Source organism: Candidatus Limnocylindrus sp. (assembly GCF_040397215.1).
GTDB lineage: Bacteria > Chloroflexota > Limnocylindria > Limnocylindrales > Limnocylindraceae > Limnocylindrus.
In genome coordinates this window covers 10,106-29,921 of sequence record NZ_JBBAWK010000005.1, presented here as the reverse complement: position 1 = coordinate 29,921, position 19,816 = coordinate 10,106, and the positions used below count along the sequence as shown (strand labels likewise).

Sequence of the window (19,816 nt, the reverse complement as noted above, 5' to 3'; positions counted from 1 at the left end):
GCAATCCTACACCCGTTTCAGGCAGAATTGGGACTAGACCGAGTCGACCTCGGCCCGCGAGATTGCTGCCTCAGCCACGACCACGAGAGCTACTGCGATCAATAGCCCTGTTGGGCCACCGAGGCCAATGATACGCAGGGCAACGTAGCCACCGAGTAGAGCGCCCGCAAACAACCCGCGCCGCAAACTCCGGCGACGGCGTACCCGCCAGACACCTGGATGCCCCTGAAAGGAGCGCAAGAGAAGAAGCCCCGTGAGCCCGAGCGTCACAGTGAGAGCCAGTGCACCCGCAACGGCAAGGGCGCGCGTCGGTTCTTGAGCGGGGTTGACCGTTACCGCACCGACGACGGTGATCAGCGCCGCAATGAACGTGCCGACGCTGAGGGCGCGGATCAGCCGCTGATCACCAGCGGGGATGCGTGGTGGTGTGGGAGCGGCGGCGGCGGCGGTGCGCAACACTTTTCCCGCAAACGGCGTAGCCGGCTGTTGATCGAGCGGTAGCTCAAGCTGTTCGGCAACGCTGCGCCGATCTCCATCACGGAGCGTCATGCGGGCCGCCCCGCTGGAGCCTTCGACGCTGGGCAGAGCTCACGGTACGAGCAGTAGGTGCAGGTCATGAGTTCTGGCTTTGGATCCATGACGCCAGCCACGATCCCCTCCGCTGCAACCACAATCAGTTCGCGCGCCTTAAGCATGCGCTTCGGCTCGACCGGCACGTTGGCGACACGGCCGGTGTCAAGGAAGCGCAGGCTCACCTCATCGGGGAGTCGCCCTGTTACGGCGCGCCAGGCCAGCGCGTAGAGCTGCAGCTGCAGTGACTCTTTCGCCCGCTTGCGGCTCGCGTCGTCATCATCGCGCCCGCCCGTCTTGTAATCGCTGACCACCACCCACTCATCGTCGCCGAGCGGCAGGGTTGGGCGCACAACGTCACCCGGCACATCAATGGTCGGAATCGGCGCACTGCGACCCTCGGGTGGGAGTGCCTGCACATCGACGCGATCCCAACGGCCGCGAATCTTGTGCCCGCCAAGTTCAAACGAGAAGTCTTTCTCGACATAAGCCGGCGCGTGGCCTGTTGCGATCTCCTCACTGCGGAATCGTGCAATCGCCTCCTGCGCCGCCGTATGGCGGGCCTCTTCGTGGCTGCGAGAGAGGAAGCCGGCACTCTGCCAACTGCGCTCGAGGGCGGCATAAAGCTCGTCGAGTTGCGGTGGGGTGCCCACCATCTGTCCACGATGGAATTCAGCGACGGCGGCGTGCATCGCAGCACCGTACGTTGCAGAGTGATGCGGCGGCAGCGGAATGCGGAGGCGTTGCTGATAGTGATAGCGCAGCGGGCAGGCAATGAAGGCCTCAATCGCCGTAAAGCTTAGGGTGAGCGGCGCACTCTCCGTCGCCCCAGGTTCACGCACGGGGAGAACCGGAAGTGGTGGGGCAACAATGGTGAGCCCTTGAATTTTTGACGCTGGCTCGCCGGTGAGTGGAAACTCTTCGAGTTGCTCGCGGCTGAGATCGAGCGCCTCAGCAACAAATCGGCTCACCTTGCGCGGTCGCACACCGCCACTGCTCCGCTCTGCAGCGGTGAGTGCCAAGCGTTCGCCCGCCCTGGTCAGCGCCACATAGGCGAGGCGTCGCTCCTCGCGTAGCGCCTCCTCGTCTGCCTCTGTTGGTCCGTCTGGGGCACGAGGATCACGCGGCACCACATCATCAGAGCCGCCAAGTTCTGCAGCAAGCGGGAGGCGCGGCGGTCGACCCTTGGCTGGGAAGCGCCCCTCAACGAGGTTTGCAGCGAAGACAACGGGGAACTCCAGCCCCTTCGCCTGGTGAATCGTGAGGAGCGCGACCGCGTCAAGGTCGGGATCGACATCGGCAGCCGACGGATCATCCCCCGCCTCACCGAGCTCCTCGAGGTAGCGCACCAGGAATGGGGCACGGTCAAGTTCCAGGAGTCGGCTGCGGGAGCGCACCACATCGAAGAGGCGTCCGATGTTACGGATTCGCTCATCGGACTCCGGCGTTGCCTCGCGGGTGAGCTCGGCGAGTAGACCTGATTCACGCAGCCAGCGATAGAGCACCTCGCCGCTCGTGCGCTCAACACTCTCTTGCACCACGCTGGCGAGACGTTCCAGAAGCCGCTCAGTAGCCTCATGCCCCGCCCCAACCGTTGCAAGGCTCTCGCGCAGTGAGGTGTGGTCGCGACGCGACTTGCCGACGGCGGCGGCCAGAATCGTGGGCGGCACCTTGAAGCGCGACTCTGCGGCGATCAGGAAGAGTGGCGCCGCGGCATCTGGGTCGGCCGCGTGGCGCAGGCCCGCCAAGAGGAGGCGTACCTCGGGGCGATCGTAGAGTCCGGCGGCGCCGCTCGAGCGCCACGGAATGCCGAGCATATTGAGGCTGCGCCCAACCTCCACACTGTCAACGTTCGCGCGCACGAGCACCGCGTGATCGCGGGCCCGTCGACCTCCCGCGATGGAGTCGCGGATCTCTGACGCGATCCAATCCGCCTCATCTGCCGTTGTGCGGAAGCGGCGGAACGTCACCGGAGGCGCATCGCCAGGCATCCCCTCTGGGGTGAGCTCCTTTGAGATGCCGAGGCGAACCTCGAGCCGATGCGGATCATTGAAGCGAATCAGGCGTCGTGCGGCGGTGAGCACGGAGCCCGTGCTGCGATAGTTCTTGGTCAAGACCACTTTGCTCGCATCGGGGTACCGCTCGGTGAAGTTCAGGATGTTGCTGATCGCCGCCCCACGGAAGCGATAGATCGACTGGTCGTCATCGCCGACCACGGTGAGATTGCGCCGCCCATCCGAGAGAAGATCAACCAGCGCCCCCTGTAGTCGGTTCGTATCCTGGTATTCGTCCACCAAAATCCAACGGTGCTGTTCCCGCAGACGGGCGGCAACAAGGGGGTCATCACGCAGCAGCTCATAGGCGCGCAACACTTGGTCCCCGAAATCAAGGAGGCCACGCTCGTTCAGGATCGTGCGATAGGTGCGCAGCGCTGCGCTGAGCTCCCCATGCTCGGTGGCAAGCAGGTCTACCGCATCGGCATACGAGGCAAGGTTCTGCTGGAGTTCAAGATCGGCGGTTGCCGCTGCGGCGCTTCGTGCTTCTCCAGCCCGCTCGTGAAGATCTGACGCGAATTTCTGAATCTCATCGGGGCCGAGCGCCTCGTCCTTTGCGCGTGAGAAGTAGCCGGCAATGTCGCCGAGGAATCGTGTTGGGTCTCCAAGTGGCAGGAATCTCTTGAGGCCGAGTTCGAAGAGATGCTCGCGAAGGAGCAGAACGACTTCGGCGTGCCCCAGCACACGCAGCTCGCCGGAGAGGCCGAGCCGATGCGCATTGGCGCGGAGCAGCTCATCGCCAAAGGCGTGGAAGGTTTTGATTGGGGTCGTGGCGTAGCCGTAGGGAACGAGGCGATCGACGCGCCCTTGCATCTCCTCAGCCGCACGCTCAGTAAAGGTGAGCGCCAGGATCGCTTCCGGTTCGGCGCGCTTTTCGGCGATGAGCCAGGCCACGCGGCGCGTGATGACTTGCGTCTTCCCTGTGCCCGCACCGGCCACGACGAGGAGCGGACCCTCACCGTGCGTTACGGCGGCGTACTGCTCGTCGTTGAGGTCATCGACGAGGTGCGCGATGGTTGGCGTTGTCGCCGCAGGTCGTTTGGGTGTGATTCCAGACCAGACTGGTATCTGCGAGCCACCTTCGCGCTCGCCCGCACCCGAGGCGCGCGAAGTCACCGTTGTGGAGCGCTGTAGGCGGGCTGTGCCAAGGCGGCAGCGATTGCCGCCGACTCCTCTTCGCCCAGGGTCCCCTCGCCCCGACCCTCAATGACGCGCTTCACGTAGATCCGTGTCCCGACTCGCGCGTGCAGCGACGTAATCACCACGCCACTCCCCGTCGCATCGAGTAGCGCAAGGGCAGAGCTCTGGCCGCCGCCGACATCCTCGAAGGCCTGGAACTGGATGAGGCCCATGCGACTCAGTGCGCCAGGAGCGGCCGCCTCAAGGGCGGTGAGGCGCGTCCCCGCAGCCTGCGATGAAGCCCCCTGCTGGGCAACCCGCTCGAGAACCTGGGCGAATCGCTGCTCGGCGGTCAGTGCCTCACTCCCCGAGACCAGCGCCGCGTAGTCGGCGCGCAGGCGACGGAGGTTGCGAATCGAGTTCAGGGCGATGAGGAGGGCGAGCAGGGCAACGATCACCCCCGCGACACCGATTGCAAGGAGCACTTGGCTATCCACGGCTGCATCCTATCAGCCCTCGCCGCCCTCTCAACCTAGGTCAGGTATCCTCTGCGAACGATCCTGTAAGGAGGAGTCATGGCTAAACGAGAGAAGCGCTTCCGCCCTGACCAGCGCCCGAAGCTGAAGTCGCATGCCGACGCGCCCAAGCGTGGCCTCACCCCCGCCGAGGAGGCCGCTGCGGCCGCCTATGAGGCGACGCTCATCGCCCCAAAGAGCACCATCATTCCGGGCACCTCTGCACCAATTGGTAGCCGGGTCGCATCGACACAGCGACTCACCGCCGAAATCGCCGAAGAGATGCCAGTCGTGCGCCGCGACCTTCGCCGCATCTTGCTGACGTACGGCGCGATGCTCGCACTGCTCGCCGCGATCTGGTTCGTCGCGACCACCACCGGCTTCGTCGCCGCCTAGTTCGCGCCCGCACCCCTTGCCACGCGAGGGATCAACGCACCTACAACGCGCGCCCAATCGCTGCGCCAAGCAGCGCGCACAGGGCACCGAGCGCGACAGAACCTAGCGCATAGGCTGCCGCACTCACCGTGTCCCCCGCCGTAATCAGGCGTGAGAGCTGCAGGGAGAGCGCGGAGAAGGTCGTGAACCCTCCCAAGAGACCAGTGATGAGGAGTGGCCGCAACTCTGACGGCACCATGGAGCGCTCAACGATCAGGGTCACCAAGAACCCAGCAAAGAGCGAGCCGACAAGGTTGATTGTGAGGGTGCCGTACTCCGTGAGCCAACCTGCTCGAGCAACAGCCTGATCCATTAGTGCGCGCGCCACAGCGCCGAACGCGCCGCCGAGGGCAACGAGCAGCAGCTCCACCCCGCTCATGGTGCCAAGACCTCGTCCATGAAGCTGCGACTCTTCGGTTCCGCACCGAAGAGGAGATGCACGGCACCACGCAGCGCCCAGCTCACCTCACGTTGGGGGGCGGGCGGCAGCGTGAGCGCAACGAGCTCCTCTGGCGCAAAGCGTCGCAGCGCTCGCATCAGTCGCAACGCATCGCTGGAGAACGCTCCTCCCAGTGCATGTGATGCGCAGCGGATGCCCGCCCCCTCCTCATCCCAGCGGAGGGCTTCGCCTGCAACGGGCGCCCTGCCGCACTCAAGGCAGACGTCGAGTTCCGGGCCCTGCCCCGAGGCGTCAAGGAGCGCCAGTTCAGCCCAGCGCGCCACGAGCGCATCGGGGGCGCCGGACTCTAAAAGATCCCAGGCGTGAAGGAGCAGCTCATAGAGTTCGGGCTCGGGCTGCTCATCGCTCGTTCCGCGTTCGACCAACTCTGCGACGTACCAGGCGACCGCCGCGCTGCCGAGTCGGCTGCGCAGACCGAGCCAGACTCGCACGCTGCGCACCTGAGTCACGGTATCGAAGGTTCTCCCCGTGATCAGGGCAAGGTCTAGCTCAGCGAAGGGCTCCACCCCGCCGCCAAGTCGACTCGTCGGCTTGCGGACCCCCTTGGCGATCGCCTTGAACTTGCCGCGTGTTGCGGAGAGGAGGGTGAGCACGCGATCGGCTTCGCCGAGGCGAAAGCGGGAGGTGACGACGGCCAGCGACGTAGTGCTTTGACGTGCAGGCATGATGCGCAGGGTAGCATTGCCCTACAACCGCGCCGCGTTCAAACGCGCCGGGCTAGTAGTAAGGGGGGCGCGTGGTGGAACAGCAGCATGGAGCGCGGGTTGACCTGCTCAGCCTCAACCTCGACGAGCTGGTCGCGGCAACCGATCGCACCATCCTCGATCTGCTCGCCGAATGGGAGGAGCCGATTACGGCCCCCATGTACGAACAGATTCGCTACCACTTGGGTTACGCCGATCCTGCAGCGCGGCCTGGGAAGCGCATGCGCCCCCTCCTTGGCCTCCTCGCCTATGCCTCAATCTCACCAGACTGGGATCGCGCACTCCCTGGCGCTGCGGCAGTCGAACTCGGACACAACTTCTCACTCGTCCACGACGACATCGAGGATGGTGATGCCGAGCGACGTGGCCGTCCTACGCTCTGGGTTCGAGATGGCGTCCCTCAGGCAATCAATACTGGTGATGCGCTCTTCACGATAAGCCGCGTGGCGCTGCACCATCTCACGACCCTCGGCTTCTCTGACACCAAGGTCATTCGCCTGATGAAGCTCTACGACGAGACCTGCCTGCGCCTCTGCGAGGGACAATTCATTGACATCGCCGCAAGCGCACGCACAGAGATGCAAAGCGTTGAGCACTACTTTGAGATGATCGGTCGTAAGACCGCAGCCCTGATCTCTGGATCTGTAGAGTCGGGCGCGATCCTTGCCAGTGACGACGAGAAGGTCATCCACCGTTTCCGTAACTTCGGCTGGGCCCTGGGGCTCGCCTTCCAAATCAACGATGACCTACTCGGCATCTGGGGCGACGAAGCCGCTACAGGGAAAGAGGCCTCGGATCTCGCCCGTCACAAGAAGACGCTCCCCGTCCTTCACGCTATGGAGCAGGCAAGCGCCGCCGATCGCGCGGTTCTCACCAACCTCTACGCCGAAACGAACCCAGGCGCCGAGTCAGTCGCCGCAGGACTCCAGGTACTTGAGCGCACCGGGTCACGTGAATACACACGCATGCAGGCGCAGGAATGGCGCGCTAAGGCGATCAGCGAGATTCGCAGCCTCTCGCAGCTCAACCCACGCGCCGTGGCGAAACTCGAAGAGATTATTGGCCGGGTGATCTCGGCCTAATCGGCAACGGGCTTGACGGCCCCCGCATCCCAGATCACTCGGACCTTGCCGACGCGTCGTCCAATCACCTTGATCACTGTGATGTTAAATGGGTCCACTGCCACCGTGTCGCCCACGACGGGGACTCGGCCGATTCGGTGATAGACGAAACCGCCCACCGTGTCGTATTCCTCATCATCCTCAAGCTCTAGCGGCGGTTCTACAAGTTCGCCCATCTCATCAATATCAGCGCGGCCGTCAAGGATCGCCTCGCCCTCGCGAATCATCACCTTCATCGGTTCCTCTTCGTCGAACTCGTCCTGAATCTCACCGACAATCTCTTCGAGCAGGTCTTCAATGGTCACGAGACCAGCAGTACCGCCATATTCGTCAAGCACGATCGCCATGTGTACACGTCGACGCTGCAGTTCGTTGAGCAAATCGTCGACGGCCTGTGATTCAGGAACAAAGAGTGCTGGACGCATGATGTCGCGCAGCCGTGGACGCGGTCCGCCCGCAGCAATAATGCGCAATAGGTCCTTCGCGTAGAGGATTCCAACCATGTGGTCGACCGACTCCTTGTAGAGCGGCGTACGACTGTGACCCTCGGTGAGCACCAGCGTGACCGCGTCATCGAAGCTCGCCTCTTGATCGATCGCCACAATGTCGATGCGCGGCACCATGACCTCGTGCAGTTTGGAGTCGCTGAGCGACATCACCGCACTGATCATCTGCTCCTCCTCGGCCTCAAGTACGCCCTGCTGGCTCCCCTGCTCCACGATCAGGCGGATCTCAGCGGCAGAGAGCTCCGGAGTGCGCGTAGGATCAATGCCGAATGGTTTCGAAATAATCTTGGTGAGCAGCACGAGAACCGCCACCAACGGGCTCACGATTTTGGCGAAGATGGTGATCGGTCCAGAAACCGCGAGAGCGATGCGGTCCGGATTGGCGAGGGCAAACCCCTTCGGGATCAACTCCCCAAGCACGATGGAGACCACGGAGACGATGAAGGTGACGAGGAGTAGCGCGATCGTGTTCGCCTGGTCAGCAATGAGCGCAATCCCGCGCAGTGGTTCAGCCACTACCGTCACGATGCTGACGGCAGCAACGGCGGAGGCGAGTGCTCCAAGGAAGGTGATCGCAACCTGGATCACCGCAAGGAAACGCCCTGGATCGCGCATCAACCGCTGGGCACGCTTGGCACGGCGATCGCCCGCTTCAGCCAGCTCGTCGAGGCGCGTGCGGCGAACAGAGACGAAGGCAATCTCCGCGCCAACAAAGAAACCGTTGATGAGAATCAACAAAAGGATGATCAGGATGTCGGTGCCGAGCATCGTTACGCCTCCCGGATGATGCGAGCAGGAACGCCGACCGCCGTACAGCCATCAGGGATATCGGCGAGCACCACCGTGCCGGCCCCAGTCTTAGCGCCAACACCAATGCCTGCTGGCGCCACAATCAGGGTTCCCACCCCGGTAAAAGCATTAGCGCCGATCAGTGTCTTGAGCTTCTTCATGCCGTCATAGTTCGCCGTGATGGTGCCCGCACCGATATTCGCGCGTTCTCCCACTTCTGCGTCGCCAAGATACGAGTGGTGACCGACCTTGGCGCCAGTAGCGAGGCTTGTCGCTTTCAACTCGGCGAAGTTTCCAACGTGGCAGTTCGACGCAATGGTGCACCCTGGTCGAATGTGCGCAAACGGCCCAACGTCAACGTGCGACGCGATGGTTGAGCCCTCAATCGCCGAAGAGCGAATGGAGCAATCTTCGCCGATAAATGTCGCCTCAATCCGCGAACCGCTACCGATTCGAGTTCGTGCCCCGATGCTCGTTGCCCCAAGGAGAGTGACGGCGGGTTCAATCACCGCATCCGCAGCAATCTCAACCTGCACGTCAATCCACGCGGTCGTTGGGTCAATCAACGCCACGCCGCGGTCAAGGTGGCCCTCATTGATGCGCTCCCGAAGTGCCGCGGCGACATCGGCGAACTGATGTCGATCGTTTACCCCCTCCAGCTCAATCTCTGGGCCATAGACGATTGGCGCAGGGGTGCCTGCGGCGTGTGCCGCGGAGACTAGATCGGTGAGATACAACTCGCCGCTCGCTTTCGACGGCGTGATCGCACCGAGTGCCTCGGTGAGCCATGCTCGGTCCACCGCGTAGAGTCCCGCATTCACGGTGCCGATGGCGCGCTGCTCTTCGGTGGCATCACGCTCTTCAATCACGCACTCCGCCGTGCCATCGCTTGATTCAATCACCCGTCCGTAGCCCGTAGGGTCGTCGGCATCAAAGGCGGTCAGGGCGATGGGCGCGTTCGTCTCGCGACGCGCCGCAACAACTTCACGCATCAACGCGGCGGTGATGAGTGGTGTATCGCCACAGGCGATGAGCAGCTCCTTTGCAGATGCTGGTAGCGCGGCAAGCGCGCAGCGAACAGCATCGGCGGTGCCGAGCGGCTTAGCCTGCTCAGCGATCGAGACATCGCCTCCTAAAAGGTCACCGAGCCGAGCGGTAGCCGGCGAGAGCACAACGATGGACTTCGCGGCGAACGCCTCTGCGGCAGCGGCCACGACCCAGCCGGCCATTGGGCGACCGAGCAGTTGGTGCAGCACCTTGGGAACCTGGGACTGCATCCGCGATCCCACTCCAGCGGCAAGGATGATGGCCGTCACGCCCTCAAGGCGCTCCGGCCCGCGACTTGACGGGCTCATCCTGCGGCGCCGCCTCGCTTGGCGATCGCCTCGATCTCTACCAAGCCACCCTTCGGCAGCGCTGCAACCTGAATGGTTGAGCGTGCGGGGTACGGCTGGGTGAAGGCCCGACCGTAGATCTCGTTGACGGTGGCAAAGTCGGCGAGGTCAACAAGGAAGATGGTCGTCTTAACGATGTCGTTGTAGCCAAAGCCTGCGGCGGCCAAGAGGGCACCGAGGTTCGCCACCGCCTGCTCGGCCTGTGCAGCAACGCCGTCGGCAAGTACACCAGTCTCAGGATGGAGTCCAAGCTGCCCGGAGCAGAAGAGTTCGTCGCCCGCAGCAATTGCTGGGCTGTACGGGCCGATAGCGGCAGGGATCCCGGCCCCAGTAATCGAACGCTTCACGCTGCTCCCCTTTCGCCAGAACCTGGCGCAATTAGTCTCGTTGCGATGACAGAGGGCGTGAGGCCATCCGGCGCCACGAGATCCCCGCTCGCGAGGGCGTTGGCGATCAGGGTTGCCCCCTCCTCTGCCTCTCGCTGTGAAGGATAGAGGAGGAAGAGGGTTGGCCCCGAGCCTGAGAGCGAGAGTGGGCGATTGAGGAGGCGGCGAAGGGCGTGATCGAAGGGCCGAAGCCACGGCGCAACCGCCCGGGCGGGGGCGAGGAGGTCGTTCGCCGATGCCAAGGCTGCAGCCCGCTGCAGGAGCCCCTCCCCGCTCATGCCGACCGTGAGTTCCGCCGCAAGGTGCTGGGAGCTGACCAGAGCCGCCCCCTGCGCCGAGCCGCGGAGCCCCGCGGCAAATGCGGCAAACACCTCTGGGGTGCGCAACGGCAGACCGGCGGTGATCAGAAGGAGCCCCAGGGGCTCGCCCTTCCAGGGGCCAAGCGGGGTCACCGACTCTCCGCGCCCCTCCATGAGCGCAGGTGACTCGACGAGGAAGAGCGGAACGTCGGAGCCCACTTCGGCTGCGACTGCGTTCAAGGCTTCGTCATCAATATCTAAATCGAAGAGCTCGATGACGCCGAGCAGCGTTGCGGCGGCGTCGCTTGAGCCACCCCCCAGCCCAGCGGCAACGGGGAGGCGCTTCTCCAGCACGATCTCGACCGGCGGAACCTCACACACTTTGCGCAACGCCGCGAGCGCGACTGCGCAGAGATTCTCACCTTCAAGATATAGCGGCACACCAGCAAGCCGAATCGAATCCGCCCCGTTCGCCGATCGACGCAGATAGAGACGATCACCCGCTTCGAACTGAGCCACCACGGAGTGGAGCTCGTGGTACCCATCTGATCGCTTGCCGACGATGGCGAGCGTCAGATTGATCTTGCCATGCGCGACGATCTCAACCGTCGGATCTGCCGCGGGCAGCGAGCGTGCCGCGTTCCGTTCGCGAGCCTCTAATCCCCCACTGGTACTTCGCCGAGCAACTGCGGCGCGAGCGGCGTTCGTCGGCACACCCGCATCAAGCTCTGGGAGTTCGGACAGGAGGGCGATCCAGTCTTTCACTGAGAGCGTCTGCGCGCGCTGGTCGGGGCTCAGGTTGGCACGCCCGAGCGCCGCGATAATGTCGCTCTCAAGGATGGGCAGTGCGCGAGGGAGTGCGTTGCGCAGCTTCTTTCGTCGCTCACGGAAACCTGCCTGCACGAGTCGCCAAAGGCGCTCCTCGTCGTGTGGGCTCAGGGTGAACGCATCGTCGCCCGTGCGATGCTCAAGAAGCAGGATCGCAGAGTCCACGCCAGGCACTGGGTCAAACGCCTCGCGGGGCACCCGTACAACGACAGAGGCCACCGTTCTCGCCTGCACAAATGCGGTGAGGTATGACCAGTCACCGGGTGCGGCCGCGACGCGATCCGCCACCTCCAACTGCACCAGCAAAACGATGCGTGCAGGGGGCGCTGCCAGCAGCAGGAGCCGATGCAGCAGTGGACTTGTGACGTGATACGGAATGTTGGCAATGACGCGCCAGCTCCCACTGATTGGCGCGAGTGACTTGAGATCAACGGTGAGCGCATCGCCGTGAATAAGGGTCAGCTGCCCCGCACTGATCTGTGCCGCGAACTTATGCTGCAGGCGAGGGATCAGATCGCTATCGAGCTCCACAGCAACCACGTTGGCGCCACTAGCAAGGAGTGCCTCGGTCAAGAATCCGAGCCCTGGGCCAATCTCCAAGACGAGCTCCCCAGGAGTCGGCACACCAGCCTGCACAATGCGATCGCGAACGTTCAAATCGTGCAAGAAGTTCTGGCTGAGGCGCTTTTTTGCCGCATGGCCATCAACACGCCCACGGCTCGGTGCCTGGCGATACTTCGGGCTCATGCGGGGACCGCCGATCCGATGCGCCACTGCGCATGAACCTCAAGACCCGCGCTGGGTTCCTGGTAGGCGCCTCGTTCGTCACGCAGCAGGGCGTCACCTGCGGCGCCGATCATCGCCGCGTTATCGGTGCACCACTTGAGCGGCGGAATGACGAGCACTCGGCGCTCCTCACGCGCAACGTTCGCGAGTGCCGCACGGAGCGGTCCATTTGCCGCCACGCCGCCGCCGACGATGAGCGAGCAGTCTGGGTTGGCCCGCAGGGCACGCTGCACACCGGCGCGCAGTGCGCCGACGATGGCCTGCTCCGTTGCGGCGGCGATCGCAATCGCTCCCTCTTCTGGAAGTGGATGCTCGGCGAACTGCCGTGTGAGCGTGGCGGCACGGCCGGGGCTGCGATCGGTGAGCCCGCTGGCGACGAGCGCCTGCCGAATTGCCGCGGTCTTCACCCCGCTGAACGAGAAGTCGTAGGGTTGCTCGGTCTTCGCAATCGGCAGCGGCGTGATTCGGGCACCGCGCGGCGCCTTCGCGGCGAGCGCTGAGAGCGCCGCCCCTCCTGGATATGGGGCGCCAAGGAGGCGTGCGATTTTGTCGAAGGCCTCCCCCGCCGCGTCGTCAATCGTGCCGCCGAGGCGCTGCATGGCCCCATCGCGCTCGATCCGCACCAGCAACGTGTGCCCGCCAGAGACCACGAGCCCGATCGCGGGGAGCGTCGGCGCGTCGACGTCTGCCGCCTCGCGTAGCCATGCGGCGCGCAGGTGCCCCTCAAGATGATTTACCGGCAGCACGGGGAGGCCGCGCGCCCACGCCCAGGCGCTGCCAATGCCGGCGCCGACGAGGAGTGAGCCAACGAGGCCGGGGCCGGTCGTCAGTGCCACCCCCTCGATCGTGCCGGCAATCCCGAGCTCCTCAGCCTCCTGCAGCACCTCGTTGAGGAGGTGGGGCAGCCACTCATGGTGGGCGCGCGCTGCGACCTCTGGAATCACGCCGCCAAAGGGTGCATGGATCGCCGTCTGGCTTGCCACACGCTCAGCCATCACCTCACGACCGCCGCGAATAAGGGCAACGGCACTCTCGTCGCAACTCGATTCTATCGCTAGCAGTAGTCGCTCATTCATGGCTGAAGCGCTCCTGAACGCGGGCGCGCAGCGCCGCTTCGATCGCCTGCTGCGCTGGGCTCTCAAGCTCCGCGGTGGTCATTATCAGCGCATCTTCGCCGTTATCGTCGTAATAGCGAATGCGGCGGCCTACTTCGATGAAGCCGAACGCTAGATAGAGTCGTTGCGCGTCGGCGTTCGATACGCGCACGTCTAGCGTTGCAACCCGTGCGCCGCCTCGCCGCGCCTCCTGCAGAAGCTCAAGGAGCAGCACCGTCGCCACCCCCGACCGACGGCTCTCAGGGAGCACCGCCATTGTGGTGACGTGCGCCTCGTCGACCATCAGCCAGATGCCACCAAAGCCAACGAGCGTGCCACTCATGCGGGCGCCAACATATCGCGCCAAACGATTCGTCGAGAGCTCTGTGGTGTATGCGCTTGTAGGCCATGGGGCCGCAAACGAGACGTTCTCAATTACCGCAACCTCCGCAAGGTCCTTGATGGTGAGTGGTGCCAGAACGGGTGCACGCATCATCGCGCCTCGCTTCCGCGAGCTGGCGCTGGATAGCGCAGGGTGACATGCGAAGCTACAGGTCCAGCCTCACGGACGAGTGCGCACGGGGCAACCCCTCTGCTCTCCTCCTGCGTAAGGTGTGGGGAGGCGGCCTCCCGAGCCACGACAACCGAGCCTCTCTCCGATACCTCGAGCGACTCACGAGTTCCGAGCGCTATAGAGAACGCTCGCTGCGCCGCCTGCCAGAGCGCACGATCTGAGGCGCACTCTCGCAGCGGGAGCGCCAGCGCAGCAGCAATGCCTGCGGCAGCCGAAGCTGCAACACGAACGCCGCTGTAGCTTCCAGGACCGTTTCCCACCACCACACCGGTGAGCGCGGTGCGTGCTGCTTGATCTGGAATGAGATTGGTAATGCGCTGCAGGAGTGGCTGCTCATAGTGGTTGTCCTCCGCGACGCACACAGGCAGGCCGCCACGCTCCTCCACGATGGCAACGATGCTGAAGCCGAGTGACCCATCAAGCACAAGGATGCGTAGGCTACTCACGTGCATCGCCCGATGTGATGCGTTGAGTGCTGTCAGACATCGAACCGAGTACCGCAAGGAGCTCTGGTCGCGCGCCGCGGATCACGGCGATGCGTGTGCCCTCGTCGGCGGCCGCCTCGAGATGAATGCTCAGCACGCCGGTGCCCGCTACCCCGAGTCCTTCAAGGTGCTCGGGCCACTCAATGAGGGTAACGCCGTGCTGCTGCCGCTCATCAATCACTCCAGCACGCAGCGCATCACTCCCCACGGGGAGGCGATAGGCGTCAACATGCCAGATCGGCAGGTCGCCGCGATGTTCAGAGATGAGGACGAACGTTGGCGAGGTGAGCTCTGGCTCCGCATGGAGTGCGGTTCCGATGGCACGAGCGAGCGTTGTCTTGCCGCTCCCCAGGTCGCCCGCAAGAAGGACCCGGTCACCCGGACGGAGTGAGGCGCCAATCGCCGCGCCGAGCGACGTCGTTGCTGCAAGGCTACCGAGCGTAATGGTGACGACGTTCACGCTGTAAGGCGCTGCAGGTCACCAATGGAGAGCACGACAAGATCGCCCTTGATCTCGACTGCACCCTGCGGGTCTGACGGCTGTGCGTCGGCCAGGCCGCGCCATGTGCCATAAGAGCCCGCCAGGGGGCCACCGATCACAACGGTATCCACGTCGAGGCGCGCCCCTCCGCGACGCGCCGTCGAGGCGGTGAGGCCGGCAGGGTGCCGCTCAAGGCGAACGTCGCTGCCGTTCAGGGTCTGGAGCGCCTTCCCTAGCTCTGCAGCCCATTCATCGCTCTCGCGGCGCCCGCCAAGTATCAGGAGCCCAAATGGCGCGAGGGCGACACCGGCGGCAACGCGTCGATCAATAGAAGCGCTGAGTGCCTCGCGCTCGCCATCACTCAGGCTGCCCACAACGAGACCTCGAATGCCGACAGCCCGAGCCCGCAGCACGGTCTCAGGGGAAGCCGAGACAACCGCCAGAACTCCCGCCTCGTGCGCCGCCGCCCACCCGCGGCTGTCTGGCTCTGTAGCCGAGAAGTAGAGGCTCCCCTCGACCTCGTCGCCAAGCAGAAGGCGCCCGCCGAGGCCACCCGTCGCGCTTGCGGATCGCGGTAGCAGCGCCAGTGGCGCCTCAATGGGGAGCACCTTTGCGGGCCTCACAGCCACGGGCGTGAGTGGGAGATCAACTAGTGGGGCACCACGCACAACAGCAACACCGGCGAGACCGCCGCGCAGCGAGGCCAGAACCTGGTGCCCATCAATCGCAACCTCAACGTCGACCAACTCCCCCGCCTGAAGGTCAAACTCCAGTGCTCCATCCGCTGACAGCGCATGCTCCTCCGCACCGGCTCGAACAAGCACCTCCTCGTCAGGGTGATCTGCGATAACCAGCAGATCGCCAGCGGGCACGAGTAGTTGATCCGCGGTCGCGCGAACCAAATCTGCTCCCGTCGTCTCAGTGAGCTGCTCAGTGCCAAGCGCCGCCAGTACCCCCGAAACATCGAGCAGCACCGTGGTGCGCCCAGGTGGAATCAGTGGCGAAAGTGCGGCGAGTGGCACGACGCCTGAAGAAAGATACGCCGCAAGCTGACCCGTAGCAATGAACACCTCGCCGCTCATCGGATCACCTTGATCGCTCGACCGCTCCGCGATCGACGCGATAGCATCAATACACGCGGCGGCGCGAGTCTGGTCGCCAATCTCATCACGCCCCGACATCGGCCGATCTGCGATGTCTCCAAGCCGGTCGGCAACAGCGGCGCGATCGCGCTCGCCAAGCGAACGCAATACTGCATCGCAACGGCGTCGACGCTCCGTCGCATCTGCAGGGACGAGTGCGGCCTCATCAATCCGCAACAGCTCGCCAGCCGTTCCGGGAGCCGCCCACGCGACTCTCCCAGCATCATGCGCAATATCGAGAATTCTCACGGGGACGCCGAGCGCCTCTGCGCAGCGGCTCGCCGCACGGCCGAGGGAGCTCGGATCACCGCGAAGCGAGGTAGAGATCGCACCGCTCTGCTCCGCTCCAGCAGAGCTCTGCAACATCGTCTCTGCCGCCTTGCTATCAGCTCCCGTAGGCAGCGTGATGCTACTGAGCAGCCGTGTAGGCTCCGCGTCAGACATCAGTGCATAAAAGCTGCGATCGAGATCCTCGCGAATCAAGAGATACGATGATCGCGTCACTTCTGGTTCACGTAGTGATACCCGCGCAGGTCGCGCAGCGCCACCGGTTTGCCGCTCACCGTATACACCCGCGCAAGTCGACTGGTGAAGCTCGTTGAGACCTCATTGGTAATCGTCTTTCGGCGTTTGGCAACGTCCACGGGCTCAATCAGATCAGCACCAGAGTCACCGATGAAAACCACCTCATCGGCTTCGGTCAGGTCGGTGGCCGGGTGATCTGTGGCATCAATGGTGATGGAGTCCATCGCAATCGTGCCAACAACTGGCAGGCGCACGCCGCGTATCAACACCTCGGCGACTCCCCGTTCGTGATACGAGATGCCATCGGCGTAGCCGATCGGCAGGGTGATGATCCTTGATGCGCGCTCTGCGGTGAATGCTGGCCCGTACCCCACGCCATGACCGACGGGGAGTGTCGCGATGCGCACAGGCCGTGCGGCGAGTCCATATACCCGTTCAATGCCGATCGTTGCAGCGGTCATCGTAGGTCGCAGCGCGTTCGGCACAACGCCGAAGAGCGCAATGCCAACGCGCGCAACCTGCTGAGTCTCTCCCATGGTGAGCAGCCCTCCCGACCCGACTAGATGAGCTTCGAGCTCGGGGGCCTGGGCTGCAGCCTGCTCGAGTACCTCCTCTTGCAGTCGTGATCGATCAACGTTCTCGGCTGCGCTGAGATGGCTCCAGATGCTCCGCAGCAGAATGTTCGGGTTACTGCGCAGCGCAGCGATCTGGTTGGCGAGATCGCCCGGCAGGATGCCGTCGCGACCGAGTCCAGTATCCACTTCAATATCGACGCTCAGTGGGGAGAGCCCAGCCAGATCGGCGCCGATCAGCTCGCGAACCACTGCTGACGACGATGCGGTAACGCCAATGCCTGTAGCGGCGGCGTCGCGCAGGTGCGCAGGCGCCACACGCCAGAGGACCCGGACGGGGCTAGTGATTCCGACGTCGCGCAACTCTTGCGCCTCATCAAAGGTGGCGACAAGAACGGCTCGCGCGCCAGCGTCGAGTGCGGCACGCGCGACGGGCACGGCGCCCAGGCCGTAGGCATCTGCCTTCAGCACCACATCAAGGTGGCCGCCAGCTGGAAGCTTCCCCTTAAGGGCACGGACATTCGTTGCGATCGCGTCGAGCCGCACCTCTACCCAGGCATCACGCCCGAGCGCAGGCAGGCCAACCTTCTGGATACGTTCGGGGAGCCCGCTCATCCTTGGGCCTTCCCAGCCGGCTCCGCCAACAGGGCCAGCTCCTCGCGCCGAAGTGCCTTGATGCGCTCGATCCGTGCCAGGAGTGCCGTCTCGGTGGCATCGAGGTCTGCGCCGATTTGCGGCGAAAAGAGGTACCGCCCGCCAGCTGTGCGTACGGCATAGGCGATCGCAATCGCATACTCGCGCTCGTGGCTGATCGAGAGCGCGATGTGCTGGATGCCGAGCTGCGTCGCTCGCGCCGCGGCGCGGTCATGAAGGCGCACCGAAGGCTGCCCAGTAGGTAGGCGCTCAACCTCGATCTCCTGCCAGCCGATGCCACGCACGCCGAGGCCAAGCACCTTTGAGACGGCCTCCTTTGCGGCCCAACGCCCAGCCATCGTCTCAGGGCGACCACGAACGTATGAACGCTCTGCGGCGGTCAGTACTCGGAGCTCAAATCGCTCCGGATGACGACGTAAGACGTTCGCAATTCGGTCCACACGAATGATGTCAATGCCGATCTCCGGCGTGCTCGTGGAGTGCTCTCCCCCGTCCATCACTCGACGGTGACGGACTTCGCGAGGTTCTTCGGCTGATCAATATCGGCACCGGCGAGCAGCGCCATCTCGTAGGAGAAGCGCTGCAACGGGATCGTTGCAATCAACGCGGCAATCTCAGGTCGCGCCGCAGGGATCACGATTGCATCCGTAGTGAAGCTAGACCAATCATCGACGCCAGAGAGGATCGCGATCACTGGCGCCGAGCGCGCGCGTGACTCCATCAGGTTGCTCACAAGCTTTGGCAGGACTGGCGAGTTCAGCACCACTGCCACCACAGGGTGATCGGCACCGAGAAGGCTGATCGGGCCGTGCTTCATCTCACCGGCGGCGATCCCCTCAGCATGGATGTAGGAGATCTCCTTCAGCTTGAGTGCCCCCTCTAGTGCCGTTGCGATCCCTGCACCGCGACTGACGAACATGAACCCGCTCGCGCCGAAGTACTTCGCGGCGATGCTTGGCAGCGCATCTGAGGCATCGAGTGCGGCTGAGGCCATCGCAGGGACGCGGAGGAGCTCCTCCGCCCATGCGCGTGCATCTGCAGCGGTCAGCGCGCCCGCGCGCCGCGCTAGGTCAAGCGTTACAAGAAGGCTGACGAGCGCTTGCGAGGTGTAGCTCTTTGTCGCGGCTACGGAGATCTCTGTTCCAGCCTGCAGCAGCACCACGGCATCCGCCTCACGCGTGAGCGATGAGCCGGCCGCATTCACGATTGCAAGCACTGATGCACCAGCAGCCTTCGCGATGCGCACGGCACCGAGCGTGTCTGCGGTCTCCCCAGACTGCGAGACGGCGATCACAAGGCTAGTTGACCCGAGTGCGGGCGGATCGTAGCGAAACTCGCTCGCTACAGTGACGCGCACTGGAATGCGCAGCAGGCGTTCGGCCAGCGTCGCCGCGGTGAGCGAGGCGTGATACGCCGAGCCGCAGGCCACGAATTCAATGGAGCGAGTCGCCTCGAGCACTTCGCTCAAAGGATCAAGTTCAATGATGGCAATTCCGGCGGCCGAGACTCGACCGAGCATTGCCGCCGAGAGTGCGCGTGGCTGCTCATCCATCTCCTTGCGCATGAAGTGGTCGTACCCCTCTTTGCGCGCCGCAGCACCATCCCAGTTAATCGTTTCAATCTTTGGGACGAACATTGCCCCAGTTGCATCGTAGAGGGTGACCCCGTCGCGCTGTAGGTCGGCAAGGTCGCCGTCTCGAAGGAAGATGATCTTGTTGGTGTGCTCCAGCATGGCGACAGGATCGGAGGCGAGGAACTGCTCCCCCTCACCGATGCCAACGGCAAGCGGCGCCTCGCGGCGGGCGGCAATAATCCGACCTGGTTCGCCGCGGTGCATCACCACGAGCGCCCACTGCCCGCGCAGTCGGGGAAGGATGGCCGCAACCGCAAGGCGAATGTCCCCCTGGTAGGCGTCTTCAATCAGGTGGGCGATCACCTCGGTGTCGACGTCGCTCGAAAGGGTGTGCCCCTTCCCCGCCAGTTCCCGCTGCAGCTCGGCGTAGTTCTCAATGATCCCGTTGTGGATGATGGCGATCTCGCCGTGCTCATCCATGTGGGGGTGGGCGTTCAGGTCAGTTGGCGCACCATGGGTGGCCCAGCGCGTGTGGGCGATCCCGGCGATAGAGCCGGTTGGCAGCTCGCCAACGACACCCTCAAGGTTGGCTAGGCGACCCGCACGCTTGCGCATGGAGATCTCGCCCCCTGTGGCCGCAACGGCGATCCCTGCGGAGTCGTAGCCGCGGTATTCAAGAAGGCGCAGCCCCTCAATCAACGTCGTCGAGACGTCGCGTGAGCCGATGTAGCCGACGATCCCGCACATAGC

19 protein-coding genes are annotated in these 19,816 nt (G+C 64.1%); 2 read left to right on the top strand and 17 right to left on the bottom strand.

Annotated elements, in window-relative coordinates; translation table 11 throughout:
- Window positions 1–33 precede the first annotated feature (33 nt).
- The 3 genes from AC3LCN_RS02680 to AC3LCN_RS02670 are packed head-to-tail and all read right to left on the bottom strand — an operon-like array spanning window position 34 to window position 4,240.
- Window positions 34–549, bottom strand: coding sequence for a hypothetical protein (locus tag AC3LCN_RS02680; RefSeq protein ID WP_488648548.1), 516 nt, complete (start codon window positions 547–549; stop codon window positions 34–36).
- Window positions 546–3,740, bottom strand: a complete 3,195-nt coding sequence (locus AC3LCN_RS02675) for an ATP-dependent helicase (RefSeq protein ID WP_488648547.1) — start codon at window positions 3,738–3,740, stop codon at window positions 546–548. The genes AC3LCN_RS02680 and AC3LCN_RS02675 overlap by 4 nt, the downstream gene beginning before the upstream one ends.
- Complete coding sequence (locus tag AC3LCN_RS02670; protein WP_488648546.1) at window positions 3,737–4,240, bottom strand: DUF4446 family protein; 504 nt, start codon at window positions 4,238–4,240, stop codon at window positions 3,737–3,739. The genes AC3LCN_RS02675 and AC3LCN_RS02670 overlap by 4 nt, the downstream gene beginning before the upstream one ends.
- A 78-nt stretch (window positions 4,241–4,318) precedes the next feature.
- On the opposite strand from AC3LCN_RS02670, the gene AC3LCN_RS02665 reads away from it, so the two are divergent.
- A complete protein-coding gene (locus AC3LCN_RS02665) occupies window positions 4,319–4,654 on the top strand; it encodes a hypothetical protein (protein ID WP_488648545.1) in 336 nt (111 codons plus the stop codon).
- A gap of 40 nt (window positions 4,655–4,694) precedes the next feature.
- On the opposite strand, the gene AC3LCN_RS02660 is transcribed toward AC3LCN_RS02665, so the two are convergent.
- Together AC3LCN_RS02660 and recO are read right to left on the bottom strand one after the other, a co-directional pair.
- On the bottom strand, window positions 4,695–5,072 hold the full coding sequence (locus AC3LCN_RS02660) for a fluoride efflux transporter FluC (RefSeq protein WP_488648544.1): 378 nt from the start codon (window positions 5,070–5,072) through the stop codon (window positions 4,695–4,697).
- Complete coding sequence (gene recO / locus AC3LCN_RS02655) at window positions 5,069–5,818, bottom strand: DNA repair protein RecO (protein WP_488648543.1); 750 nt, start codon at window positions 5,816–5,818, stop codon at window positions 5,069–5,071. Before recO ends, AC3LCN_RS02660 begins: the two co-directional genes overlap by 4 nt.
- A gap of 71 nt (window positions 5,819–5,889) precedes the next feature.
- Here recO and AC3LCN_RS02650 point away from each other — a divergent pair, with 71 nt between their 5' ends.
- A complete protein-coding gene (locus tag AC3LCN_RS02650; RefSeq protein WP_488648542.1) occupies window positions 5,890–6,939 on the top strand; it encodes a polyprenyl synthetase family protein in 1,050 nt (349 codons plus the stop codon).
- Here AC3LCN_RS02650 and AC3LCN_RS02645 read toward each other — a convergent pair.
- Genes AC3LCN_RS02645 through glmS form a run of 12 tightly spaced genes read right to left on the bottom strand, consistent with a single transcriptional unit; the run spans window position 6,936 to window position 19,813 of the window.
- Window positions 6,936–8,252 carry a hemolysin family protein gene (locus tag AC3LCN_RS02645; RefSeq protein ID WP_488648541.1) on the bottom strand — a complete coding sequence of 439 codons (1,317 nt, stop codon included), beginning with the start codon at window positions 8,250–8,252 and terminating at the stop codon, window positions 6,936–6,938. The genes AC3LCN_RS02650 and AC3LCN_RS02645 overlap by 4 nt on opposite strands.
- A gap of 2 nt (window positions 8,253–8,254) precedes the next feature.
- A complete protein-coding gene (gene glmU, locus AC3LCN_RS02640) occupies window positions 8,255–9,628 on the bottom strand; it encodes a bifunctional UDP-N-acetylglucosamine diphosphorylase/glucosamine-1-phosphate N-acetyltransferase GlmU (protein WP_488648540.1) in 1,374 nt (457 codons plus the stop codon).
- Entirely contained in the window at window positions 9,625–10,014 is a 390-nt protein-coding gene (locus AC3LCN_RS02635; RefSeq protein WP_488648539.1) for a Rid family detoxifying hydrolase, read from the bottom strand. The genes glmU and AC3LCN_RS02635 overlap by 4 nt, the downstream gene beginning before the upstream one ends.
- Window positions 10,011–11,927, bottom strand: a complete 1,917-nt coding sequence (gene rsmA, locus AC3LCN_RS02630; protein WP_488648538.1) for a 16S rRNA (adenine(1518)-N(6)/adenine(1519)-N(6))-dimethyltransferase RsmA — start codon at window positions 11,925–11,927, stop codon at window positions 10,011–10,013. Before rsmA ends, AC3LCN_RS02635 begins: the two co-directional genes overlap by 4 nt.
- The gene (gene tsaD, locus AC3LCN_RS02625) at window positions 11,924–13,042 is read right to left on the bottom strand and encodes a tRNA (adenosine(37)-N6)-threonylcarbamoyltransferase complex transferase subunit TsaD (protein ID WP_488648537.1); all 1,119 of its coding nucleotides are present in this window, start codon (window positions 13,040–13,042) and stop codon (window positions 11,924–11,926) included. The genes rsmA and tsaD overlap by 4 nt, the downstream gene beginning before the upstream one ends.
- Complete coding sequence (rimI, locus tag AC3LCN_RS02620; RefSeq protein WP_488648536.1) at window positions 13,035–13,553, bottom strand: ribosomal protein S18-alanine N-acetyltransferase; 519 nt, start codon at window positions 13,551–13,553, stop codon at window positions 13,035–13,037. Before rimI ends, tsaD begins: the two co-directional genes overlap by 8 nt.
- Window positions 13,553–14,080: a hypothetical protein gene (locus tag AC3LCN_RS02615; protein WP_488648535.1), complete on the bottom strand. Its 528-nt coding sequence runs from the start codon at window positions 14,078–14,080 to the stop codon at window positions 13,553–13,555. The genes rimI and AC3LCN_RS02615 overlap by 1 nt, the downstream gene beginning before the upstream one ends.
- On the bottom strand, window positions 14,073–14,579 hold the full coding sequence (gene tsaE, locus AC3LCN_RS02610; protein ID WP_488648534.1) for a tRNA (adenosine(37)-N6)-threonylcarbamoyltransferase complex ATPase subunit type 1 TsaE: 507 nt from the start codon (window positions 14,577–14,579) through the stop codon (window positions 14,073–14,075). Before tsaE ends, AC3LCN_RS02615 begins: the two co-directional genes overlap by 8 nt.
- Window positions 14,576–16,246 (bottom strand): hypothetical protein, encoded by a 1,671-nt coding sequence (locus AC3LCN_RS02605; RefSeq protein WP_488648533.1) that lies wholly within the window; start codon window positions 16,244–16,246, stop codon window positions 14,576–14,578. Before AC3LCN_RS02605 ends, tsaE begins: the two co-directional genes overlap by 4 nt.
- A complete protein-coding gene (gene alr / locus AC3LCN_RS02600) occupies window positions 16,243–17,454 on the bottom strand; it encodes an alanine racemase (protein ID WP_488648532.1) in 1,212 nt (403 codons plus the stop codon). The genes AC3LCN_RS02605 and alr overlap by 4 nt, the downstream gene beginning before the upstream one ends.
- Window positions 17,451–17,990, bottom strand: a complete 540-nt coding sequence (gene acpS, locus AC3LCN_RS02595) for a holo-ACP synthase (protein WP_488648531.1) — start codon at window positions 17,988–17,990, stop codon at window positions 17,451–17,453. Before acpS ends, alr begins: the two co-directional genes overlap by 4 nt.
- Window positions 17,990–19,813: a glutamine--fructose-6-phosphate transaminase (isomerizing) gene (gene glmS / locus AC3LCN_RS02590; RefSeq protein ID WP_488648530.1), complete on the bottom strand. Its 1,824-nt coding sequence runs from the start codon at window positions 19,811–19,813 to the stop codon at window positions 17,990–17,992. Before glmS ends, acpS begins: the two co-directional genes overlap by 1 nt.
- Window positions 19,814–19,816: the final 3 nt, after the last annotated feature.